The organism is Mycobacterium sp. TH-M103 (assembly GCF_057473785.1).
In genome coordinates this window covers 1-9,871 of the sequence record NZ_JBYCLG010000181.1, presented here as the reverse complement: position 1 = coordinate 9,871, position 9,871 = coordinate 1, and the positions used below count along the sequence as shown (strand labels likewise).

The 9,871-nt window shown below is 70.2% G+C and carries 10 protein-coding genes and 1 pseudogene; 4 read left to right on the top strand and 7 right to left on the bottom strand.

Annotated elements, in window-relative coordinates:
* The 3 genes from AC2VOR_RS10050 to pgsA form a co-directional block, all read right to left on the bottom strand.
* The coding region (locus tag AC2VOR_RS10050) for a hypothetical protein (RefSeq protein ID WP_486963720.1) at positions 1 to 66 on the bottom strand (66 nt) is incomplete at its 3' end.
* Between the two features lie 166 nt (positions 67 to 232).
* Entirely contained in the window at positions 233 to 571 is a 339-nt protein-coding gene (gene clgR / locus AC2VOR_RS10045; RefSeq protein ID WP_369739420.1) for a transcriptional regulator ClgR, read from the bottom strand.
* A gap of 78 nt (positions 572 to 649) precedes the next feature.
* Positions 650 to 1,240: a CDP-diacylglycerol--glycerol-3-phosphate 3-phosphatidyltransferase gene (gene pgsA, locus AC2VOR_RS10040; protein WP_369739421.1), complete on the bottom strand. Its 591-nt coding sequence runs from the start codon at positions 1,238 to 1,240 to the stop codon at positions 650 to 652.
* Positions 1,241 to 1,296: 56 nt separating this feature from the next.
* On the opposite strand from pgsA, the gene AC2VOR_RS10035 reads away from it, so the two are divergent.
* Positions 1,297 to 1,821 carry an amino-acid N-acetyltransferase gene (locus tag AC2VOR_RS10035; protein ID WP_369739422.1) on the top strand — a complete coding sequence of 175 codons (525 nt, stop codon included), beginning with the start codon at positions 1,297 to 1,299 and terminating at the stop codon, positions 1,819 to 1,821.
* Between the two features lie 7 nt (positions 1,822 to 1,828).
* On the opposite strand, the pseudogene AC2VOR_RS10030 reads toward AC2VOR_RS10035, so the two are convergent.
* A pseudogene (locus AC2VOR_RS10030) lies at positions 1,829 to 4,528 on the bottom strand (FtsK/SpoIIIE family DNA translocase).
* On the opposite strand from AC2VOR_RS10030, the gene AC2VOR_RS10025 reads away from it, so the two are divergent.
* From AC2VOR_RS10025 to AC2VOR_RS10015, 3 genes are read left to right on the top strand one after another with little or no spacing between them, the layout of a single operon-like run.
* A complete protein-coding gene (locus AC2VOR_RS10025) occupies positions 4,527 to 4,841 on the top strand; it encodes a putative quinol monooxygenase (protein WP_369739423.1) in 315 nt (104 codons plus the stop codon). The pseudogene AC2VOR_RS10030 and the gene AC2VOR_RS10025 sit on opposite strands and share 2 nt — an antisense overlap.
* Positions 4,841 to 5,659 (top strand): mycofactocin-coupled SDR family oxidoreductase, encoded by an 819-nt coding sequence (locus tag AC2VOR_RS10020; RefSeq protein ID WP_369739424.1) that lies wholly within the window; start codon positions 4,841 to 4,843, stop codon positions 5,657 to 5,659. The genes AC2VOR_RS10025 and AC2VOR_RS10020 overlap by 1 nt, the downstream gene beginning before the upstream one ends.
* Positions 5,660 to 5,665: 6 nt before the next feature.
* Positions 5,666 to 6,538: an SAM-dependent methyltransferase gene (locus AC2VOR_RS10015; RefSeq protein WP_369739425.1), complete on the top strand. Its 873-nt coding sequence runs from the start codon at positions 5,666 to 5,668 to the stop codon at positions 6,536 to 6,538.
* A 9-nt stretch (positions 6,539 to 6,547) separates the two neighbouring features.
* Here AC2VOR_RS10015 and AC2VOR_RS10010 read toward each other — a convergent pair whose 3' ends face one another.
* The 3 genes from AC2VOR_RS10010 to thyX form a co-directional block, all read right to left on the bottom strand.
* Positions 6,548 to 8,224 carry a ribonuclease J gene (locus tag AC2VOR_RS10010; RefSeq protein ID WP_369739426.1) on the bottom strand — a complete coding sequence of 559 codons (1,677 nt, stop codon included), beginning with the start codon at positions 8,222 to 8,224 and terminating at the stop codon, positions 6,548 to 6,550.
* Between the two features lie 7 nt (positions 8,225 to 8,231).
* Positions 8,232 to 9,134 (bottom strand): 4-hydroxy-tetrahydrodipicolinate synthase, encoded by a 903-nt coding sequence (gene dapA / locus AC2VOR_RS10005; RefSeq protein WP_369739427.1) that lies wholly within the window; start codon positions 9,132 to 9,134, stop codon positions 8,232 to 8,234.
* Between the two features lie 112 nt (positions 9,135 to 9,246).
* A partial coding sequence (gene thyX, locus AC2VOR_RS10000; RefSeq protein ID WP_486963719.1) for an FAD-dependent thymidylate synthase occupies positions 9,247 to 9,871 on the bottom strand: 625 nt, incomplete at its 5' end.

The window sequence follows — 9,871 nt, the reverse complement described above, 5'->3', positions numbered from 1 at the left end:
CTCGTCGATCTTCGCGTTGAACAGCGCCATCAGGTACTTCCACGCTTTGACGAACGGGTTGGCCATGAGTAGCTCCACCTTCGCTTCCTGTGGGCCCGCTGCCCGAGGGCCGGCGGGGCCGTGTGTCGGACGCGGCCAGGGTGCGTGCGCCCGCCCTGTCGCTCAATTTAACGGGTCGGCACTGATAGCCCCACCCTTGCAGCTCGAACCCGGGACGTCCGATCCGGGCGTTTCAGGCCACGGCCAGGGACGGCACCGGCGGGATGACGACCTTGGTGTCGGCGTCGATGGTCGTGCCGCCGGGCCCACTGCCCGGCGCGGCGCGGACCGCACGCTCCTCGCTGGCCATCCGCTCGCCGGCGTCGGTCAGCACCGCGGACAGCGGCACGTCCAGCGCGTGGCAGATCGCGTTGAGCAACTCGCTGGAAGGCTCCTTGCGACCGCGCTCGACCTCGGACAGATATCCGAGGCTCACCCGCGCCGAATCGGACACCTCGCGCAGCGTCCGGCCCTGCGTCATCCGGGCCCCGCGAAGCACGTCGCCGATAACCTCGCGCACCAATGGCGGCATCCTGCTCTCCTTCAGTCCAGGCTCTTCACAGGGTGAACGGCGGCGGCGGTGGCGTTGGTTCCCGTTCGCGCCCGGCGATCAGCGGGGCGTGCGCCGAACTTCGCGGACGGTCGAGATCACATAGTCGATCCCGGTGACCACCGTGAGTACGATCGCGGCGGCCATCACCACAGCCGCCGCGATCCGGAAGGGCCCCGACAGCGGGAGCACGAACAACCCGATCGCGACCGACTGGACGACGGTCTTGAGTTTGCCGCCCCAGCTGGCCGGGATCACGCCGCGCCGGATCACCGCCAGGCGCAGCAGGGTCACCCCGACCTCGCGGGTCACGATCACCCCGGTCACCCACCACGGCAGGTCGCCCAGCATCGACAGCGCGATCAGGGCCGAGCCGATCAGCGTCTTGTCGGCTATCGGATCGACGAAAGCGCCGAATTCCGTTGCCATGCCGTAATTGCGCGCCAGCAGGCCGTCGAACCGGTCGGTGATGCCCGCGACCGCGAAGATGGCGAAGGCCACGATGCGGCCGACGATCTGGTGACCGTCGCCCACGAACAGGGCGAGCAGGAAGACCGGAACGAGCATCAACCGCACGCCGGTCAGGACATTAGCGAGGTTGGCTATCCGGGCGCGATCTGAGATCGGACTCGTTTGAGGGTGCCCGGACACGGCAACAGAATAGCGGTTGACCAGTTCACACGTCCCTGATGTCGATACTGTTACCCGTGACCGAAAGCCCTGAGGACCACCGTCCGGTAGTCCGGCGCGCGCGCACATCCGACGTCCCCGCGATCAAGCGGCTCGTCGACACCTACGCGGGCAAGATCCTGCTGGAAAAGAACCTGGTGACTCTCTACGAGGCCATCCAGGAGTTCTGGGTGGCCGAATGCCCCGAGAAGCCGGGCGAGGTGGTCGGCTGCGGGGCGCTGCACGTGATGTGGGCCGACCTCGGCGAGATCCGCACCGTGGCGGTCGATCCCGCCATGACCGGGCGGGGCATCGGGCACGCGATCGTCGACCGGCTCCTCGAGGTCGCCCGCGAGCTGCAGCTGGAGCGGCTGTTCGTGCTGACCTTCGAGACCGAGTTCTTCGGCCAGCACGGGTTCACCGAGATCGAGGGCACGCCGGTCACCGCGGAGGTCTTCGAGGAGATGTGCCGGTCCTACGACATCGGTGTCGCCGAGTTCCTGGACCTGAGCTACGTCAAGCCCAACATCCTGGGCAACTCCAGGATGCTGCTGGTGCTCTGAGCGCGCGCTACTCGTCGTCGGGGTCGCCGCCGTCGGCGTCGCTGCCGCCGCGGATCAGGGCCAGCGTGCCGGCCAGCTCGTCGGGCTTGACCAGCACCTCGCGCGCCTTGGAGCCCTCCGAGGGCCCGACGATGCCGCGGGTCTCCATCAGGTCCATCAGCCGGCCGGCCTTGGCGAACCCGACACGCAGCTTGCGCTGCAGCATCGAGGTGGACCCGAACTGGCTGGACACCACCAGCTCGACCGCCTGCAGGAACACGTCCATGTCGTCGCCGATGTCGGGGTCGACGTCGGTGCGCTCCCCCGTCGGTTTGGCGGTGGTGACGCCCTCGGTGTACTCGGGTTCGGCCTGGTCCTTGCAGGCGGTGACGACGGCCTGGATCTCCTCGTCGGTGATGAACGCGCCCTGCAGCCGGATGGGTTTGCCCGCGCCCATCGGCAGGAACAGGCCGTCGCCCATGCCGATCAGCTTCTCCGCGCCGGCCTGGTCCAGGATCACGCGGCTGTCGGTGAGCGAGGAGGTGGCGAATGCCAGCCGCGACGGCACGTTGGTCTTGATCAGGCCGGTGACCACGTCGACCGACGGCCGCTGCGTGGCCAGCACCAGGTGGATGCCCGCGGCGCGGGCCTTCTGGGTGATGCGCACGATGGCGTCCTCGACATCGCGCGGCGCGGTCATCATCAGGTCGGCCAGCTCGTCGACGATCGCGACGACGTACGGGTACGGCCGGTATACGCGCTGGCTGCCCAGCGGCGCCGTGATGGCACCGGAGCGCACCTTGGCGTTGAAGTCGTCGATGTGGCGCACCCGCGAGGCCTGCATGTCCTGGTAGCGCTGCTCCATCTCCTCGACCAGCCACGCCAGCGCGGCCGCGGCCTTCTTGGGCTGGGTGATGATCGGGGTGATCAGGTGCGGGATGCCCTCGTACGGCGTCAGCTCGACCATCTTCGGGTCGATCAGGATCATCCGGACCTCTTCGGGGGTGGCCCGGGCCAGCAGCGAGATCAGCATGGAGTTGACGAAGCTGGACTTGCCGGACCCGGTGGACCCGGCGACCAGCAGGTGGGGCATCTTGGCCAGGTTCGCCGAGATGAAGTCGCCCTCGATGTCCTTGCCCAGCCCGATCACCAGCGGGTGGTGGTCGCGGCGGGTCGACGGGGCGGTGAGCACGTCGGCCAGCCGCACCATCTCCCGGTCGGTGTTGGGCACCTCGATGCCCACGGCGGACTTGCCGGGGATCGGGGCCAGCATGCGCACGCTCTCGGTGGCCACCGCGTAGGCGATGTTCTTCTGCAGCGCGGTGATCTTCTCCACCTTGACGCCCGGCCCCAGCTCGACCTCGTAGCGCGTGACGGTGGGTCCCCGGGTACAGCCGGTGACGGCCGCGTCGACCTTGAACTGGGTGAGCACCTCGCCGATCGCGTCGGCCATGACGTTGTTGGCGGCGCTGCGCTTCTTGGGCGGGTCGCCGGCCACCAGCAGGCTCAGCGACGGCAGCGTGTAGGGCCCCTCGACGACCCGGTCCAGCCCGATGGTGTCCTGCTCCGCCTTGCCGCGCCGGCGGCCCTTGGCGGCGGGCTCGGGAACGGTCGGCACGTCGTCCTCGATCGGGGGCGGCCCGGCCTCGGCGTCACCGCCTGCGGAGGGCCACGCCTGCGGCTCGTTGTCGGGGTGGAAGGCCTCCTCGTCGTAGTAGCCGTCGGAGAAGTCCTCGGCGGCCGCGGGCGCCTCGTCGCCGGTTTCGTCGTACTCGTCGCCGTCGGGCTCGTCGGCGTAGTCGCGCTGGAACAGCCGGGTGCCGAACATGTCGCGCAGGACATCGGGCACCTCGCGGATCGTGGTGCCGGTCAGCAACAGCAGCCCGAACAGGGCGCCGATGAACAACAGCGGCGCGGCGATCCAGGCCGTCAACCCGTCGCGCAGCGGCCCGCCGATGGCGAAACCGACGAAACCGGCGGCGCGGCGGCGCGCGTCGGGGTCCTCCGGCGATCCCGACCACAGGTGGCACAGGCCGAGGTAGGACAGGGCGATCAGGCTGCCGCCGAGGATCAGCCGCGGCCGGGTGTCGGGGTCGGGTTGGGTCCTCATCAGCGTCACCGCCACCGCGGCGGTGACCAGCGGCAGTAGCAGGACGCCCGAGCCGATGAAGGTCCGCAACAGCGTGTCGACCCAGGCGCCGACCGGGCGCGCGGCGTCGAACCACGAGCTCGCCGCGACCACGACCGAGACGCCGAGCAGGACCAGCGCGATGCCGTCGCGGCGGTGCCCGGGCTCGATGTCACGGGCCGCGTCGCGGGCCCGCCCGATCGACCGTGCCGCGCCGCCGGTGCCGCGTGCGGTCATCAGCCAGGCCGCCCGCGCCGCCCGCCCGCAGGTCACCCCAGCGGTGACCAGGAGCGAACGCTGCCGGCGCGGGCCGGGCCGGTTCGCCTTCTTGCGGGGGGGCGCCGGTCGCGCACTTCGGGACCCGCCCCGCGAAGTGGCCTTTGACCTGCTCGTTCGGTTTCCGGAGCGGGCGACGGTCTTACTAGCCATGGCGTTCAGCGTAGTCGCAAAGACAACATCTGCACCACCCGCCACACTGGTAACGATTCGGTCGCCGGCGCCGCGCCGGGCGTGTCGGCGGGACGCGTGAGTAGGGTGATCCACGTCATTCCCGCCCGCAACGCACCCAGCCGTTCACGGAGTCCCAGGAGGCCCTCGCATGCCCGTCGTCGTCGTCGCCACCATGACCGTCAAGCCCGAATCGGTCGACACCGCCCGCGACATCCTCACCACCTCGGTCGAGGAAGTGCACGGCGAACCCGGATGCCAGCTGTATTCGCTGCACCAGTCGGGCGAGACGTTCGTCTTCGTGGAGCAGTGGGCCGACGAGGACGCGCTCAAGGCGCACAGCACCGCCCCCGCGGTCGCCAAGATGTTCACCGCGATCGGCGAGCACCTGGCCGGACAGCCCGACATCAAGATGCTGCAGCCGGTGCCCGCGGGCGACCGGGACAAGGGACAGTTGCGCGCGTAATGGCCCGTCCGCTGGAAGGAAAGGTCGCGTTCATCACCGGTGCGGCGCGCGGCCAGGGCCGCGCGCACGCGGTCCGGCTGGCCGCCGACGGCGCGGACATCATCGCGGTCGACCTGTGCGAGCAGATCGCCAGCGTCCCCTACGCCCTGGCCACCCCGGAGGACCTGGCCGCGACCGTCAAGCTCGTCGAGGACGCCGGCGCGCGCATCGTGGCCGCCCGCGGCGACGTGCGCGACCGGGCGTCGCTGTCGGCGGCCCTGCAGGCGGGCCTCGACGAGTTCGGCCGGCTCGACATCGTGGTGGCCAACGCCGGCATCGCGCCCATGCAGTCCGGAGACGACGGCTGGCGCGACGTCATCGACGTCAACCTGACCGGCGTCTACAACACGATCAAGGTGGCGATACCCACGATGGTCAGGCAGGGCAGCGGCGGGTCGATCGTGCTGATCAGCTCGTCGGCCGGGCTGGCCGGCGTCGGCAGCCCCGACGCGGGTTCGGTCGGCTACGCCGCCGCCAAGCATGGGGTGGTCGGTTTGATGCGGGTGTACGCGAATCTGCTTGCTTCGCAGTACATCCGGGTCAACTCGATCCATCCGTCGGGCGTCGAGACCCCGATGATCAACAACGAGTTCACCCGGGAGTGGCTGGCCAAGATGGCCGCCGGGACGGACACGCCGGGCGCCATGGGCAATGCCATGCCGGTGGAGGTGCTCGACGTCGAGGACATCGCCAACGCGGTGGCCTGGCTGGTGTCCGACCAGGCGCGCTACGTCACCGGCGTGACCCTGCCGGTCGATGCGGGTTTCTTGAACAAATAGTCGCTCATGGCGCGCAACCCCGTGGCCCAGACCGCCCTCGGACCGATGGTGCTGGCGGCCGTGGAACAGAACGAGCCACCCGGCCGGCGTCTGGTGGACGACGACTTCGCCGAGCTGTTCCTGCCGGCGGCGCTGCGGCGGCTCGTCGCCGCCACCCGGTTCGCCCCGATCCGCCGCCTGATGATCCGCGGGTCGGAGTGGTCCGGCCCGGGGTTGTGGGCCAGCCTGGCCTGCCGCAAACGGTTCATCGCCGACAAGCTCACCGAATCGCTGGACGACATCGACGCCGTCGTCATCCTGGGCGCCGGACTGGACACCCGCGCCTACCAGCTGACCCGGCGGGTCCGCAGGCCGGTCTTCGAGGTGGACCTGCCGGTCAACGTCGCCCGGAAGTTCACGACGGTGCGCCGGGTGCTGGGCGAGCTGCCGCTGTCGGTGCGGCTGGTGGCCCTCGACCTCGAGCGCGACGACCTGCTCACCGCGCTGGGCGAACACGGCTATCTGCCCGGGTCCCGGGTGTTCTTCATCTGCGAGGGCGTGACCCAGTACCTGACGGAGGCGACCGTCCGGCGGACCCTCGAGGGGCTGCGGGCCGCCGCCCCGGGCAGCCGGCTGGTGTTCACCTACGTCCGCAGGGACTTCATCGACGGGACCAACCGGTACGGCACCCGCGCGCTGTACCGCGCCGTCCGGCAGCGCCGGCAGCTGTGGCATTTCGGCCTGCAACCCGACGAGGTGGCCGCGTTCGTCGCCGGCTACGGCTGGCGACTGGTCGAGCAGGCCGGTCCCGACGAGCTCGCCCGGCGCTACGTCGAGCCGACCGGCCGCGCGCTCGGCACGTCGACGCTGGAATGGTCGGCTTTCGCGGAGAAGATCTAGCGGTCCGCCTCAGACCTCGATGACCGTCGGCACGATCATCGGCTGCCGCCGGTAGGTCTCGCCCACCCACTTGCCGACGGTGCGCCGCACCGCCTGGGCGATCCGCGCGGGTTCGGTGACGTTGTCGGCGACCAGGGACTCCAGTTCCGCCTCGACGCGGCTCACCACCGGCTCGAGCGCCTTGGGATCTTCGGAGAACCCACGGGAGAACAGGTGCGGGGCGCCCACCGCACGCCCGGTGCCGCGCCGCACCACCACCGTGACCCCCACGAACCCCGACGACAGGATGAGCCGCTCCCCCAGGGTGATGTCACCGACGTCGCCGGTGATCAGCCCGTCGACGAACATCTTGCCGACCGGCACCGCCCCGGCGATGGCGGCCTGCCCGGCGACGAGGTCGACGCTGACGCCGTTCTCGGCCAACAGGATCGACTCCTCGGGCACCCCGGTGCTCGCCGCCAGCTTGGCGTTGGCGCGCAGCATCCGCCAGGTTCCGTGCACCGGCATGACGTGGCGGGGCCGCACGCCGTTGTACAGGAACAACAGCTCCCCGGCGTAGGCATGGCCCGAAACGTGCACCCGCGCTTGGGCGTTGGTGACGACGCGGGCCCCGATCTTGGCGAGCGCGTCGATGACGCCGTAGACCGCCTCTTCGTTGCCCGGGATCAGCGACGACGCCAGGATGATGAGGTCGCCCGCGGTCAGCGTGATGCTGCGATGTTCGCCGCGCGACATCCGCGACAGCGCCGACATCGGCTCGCCCTGGGTGCCGGTGGTGATCAGCACGACCCGCTCGGGTGGCATCGTCTCGGCGACGCCGATGTCGATCACGTCCGAGTCGGCCACCCGCAGGAAGCCGAGGTCGCGGGCGATGCCCATGTTGCGCACCATGGACCGCCCCACGAACGACACCCGCCGGCCCAAGGCGACCGCGGCGTCGATGATCTGTTGCACGCGATCGACGTTGGAGGCGAAGCACGCCACGATGACCCGGCCGTCGGCGCCCCGGATCAGCCGGTGCAGGGTGGGGCCGACCTCGCTTTCCGAGGGCCCCACACCGGGATGGTCGGCGTTGGTCGAATCGCACAGGAACAGGTCCACACCCGCGTCGCCCAGCCGCGACATGCCGGGCAGGTCGGTGGGGCGGCCGTCGAGGGGAAGCTGGTCGAGCTTGATGTCGCCGGTGTGCAGGACGGTGCCCGCGCCGGTGTGCACCGCGATGGCCAGCGCGTCCGGGATGGAGTGGTTGACCGCGAAGTACTCGCACTCGAACACCCCGTGGGTGCTGCGCTGCCCCTCGGCGACCCGGACGAACTCCGGCTTGATGCGGTGCTCGCGGCACTTCGCGGCGACCAGCGCCAGGGTGAACCGCGACCCGACGATCGGGATGTCGGGGCGCAGCTTGAGCAGGAACGGGATCGCGCCGATGTGGTCCTCGTGGGCGTGGGTCAGCACCACGGCCTCGATGTCGTCGAGGCGGTCCTCGATGTGGCGCAGGTCCGGCAGGATCAGGTCGACGCCGGGCTCGTCGTGGTTGGGGAACAGCACCCCGCAGTCGATGATCAGCAGCCGGCCCAGATGCTCGAAAACGGTCATGTTGCGGCCGATCTCGTTGATGCCGCCGAGCGCGGTGACCCGCAGTCCGCCCGCGGCCAGAGGACCCGGTGGGGCGAGGTCTACCTCCACTGCCAGCTCACCGGAGCACCGCTGCGCAGCGCATGTCGGCCGCCAGCGCGTCGATCTGGGCTGGTGTCGCCGCCATCTGGGGCAGCCGGGGGTCACCGGCGTCGACACCGTGCAGGCGCAGGCCCGCCTTGGACATCGTCACCCCGCCGAGCCGGGACATCGCGTTGCACAGCGGGGCGAGGCTGACGTTGATCTTGCGGGCGGTGGCGATATCCCCGGATGCGAAGGCGGACAACAACTCCCGTAGCTGACCGGCCGCCACGTGGGAGATCACGCTGATGAAGCCGACGGCACCCATCGCCAGCCAGGGCAGGTTCAGCGCGTCGTCGCCGGAGTAGTAGAACAGCCCGGTCTCGGCCATCACCTGGCCACCGCTGTGCAGGTCGGCCTTGGCGTCCTTGACCCCGACGATGTTGGGGTGCGACGCCAGCGCGCGGATGGTGTCGGCCTCGATGGGCACGACGGAACGCCCGGGGATGTCATAGAGCAGCATCGGCAGTTCGGTCGCGTCGGCCACGGCGCTGAAATGCGCGATCAGCCCGCTCTGCGGCGGCTTCGAGTAGTACGGGGTGACCACCAGCAACCCGTGCGCGCCCTCGGCCGCACAGGCTTTGGCCAGCCGGACGCTGTGAGCGGTGTCGTAGGTGCCGGCGCCGGCGATGACGCGGGCCCGGTCGCCCACCGCCTCGAGCACGGCGCGCAGCAACTCGAGTTTCTCCTCGTCGGTGGTGGTCGGCGACTCGCCGGTGGTTCCCGACACCACCAGCCCGTCGCACCCGGCGTCCACCAGGTGGTTCGCCAGGCGGGCCGCGACGGTGGTGTCCAGAGAGCCGTCGGCGGCAAACGGCGTCACCATTGCGGTCAGCAGGGTTCCCAGCCGTGCGGGGGCGTCGAATCCGACGATGCTCACGGTGTTCAGGTTACCTGGCGGTCGCAAGCCGGTTACCACCCGCGCGAGCGTGCGTGTCTGTCCTGGGACACGCCGAGAAAGCCGTACATCTGCGCACGCTCGCGACGAAGCCTCAGCCTTCGGTGGCCAGCGGACTGGTGGCGACCTCGGTGCCGTCGGCCAGCGCGGAGATCTCGAAGTCGGCGAACACCGCGGGGGCCACCCCGGCGAGCAGGCGCAGGCACTCGATGGCCAGGCGCCGGATCTCCACGTCGGCGTGCTCACTGGCCCGCTGGGCGATGAAGTGCCGCCAGGCGCGGTAGTTGCCGGTCACGACGATGCGGGTTTCGGTGGCGTTGGGCAGCACGGCGCGGGCGGCCTGCCGCGCCTGCTTGCGCCGCAGCATCGCGTTGGGCTGGTCGGAGAACTTGGCTTCCAGTCCGGCCAGCAGCCGCGCGTACGCGGCGCGGTTGGCGTCGGCGGCGTCGGTCAGCAGGCGCCGCAGCTCGGGGTCGTCTTCCAGGCCCGGCGGCACGACGACGCGCGAATCCCCTTCCGGCACATAGCGTTGCGACAGCTGCGAGTAGGAGAAGTGCCGATGCCGGATCAGTTCGTGGGTGCACGACCGCGAGATGCCGGTGATGTAGAAGGTGACGCTGGCGTGCTCGAGCACCGAGAAGTGCCCGACGTCGATGATGTGCTTGATGTAGCCGGCGTTGGTCGCGGTCTTCGGGTTGGGCTTCGACCAGCTCTGGTAG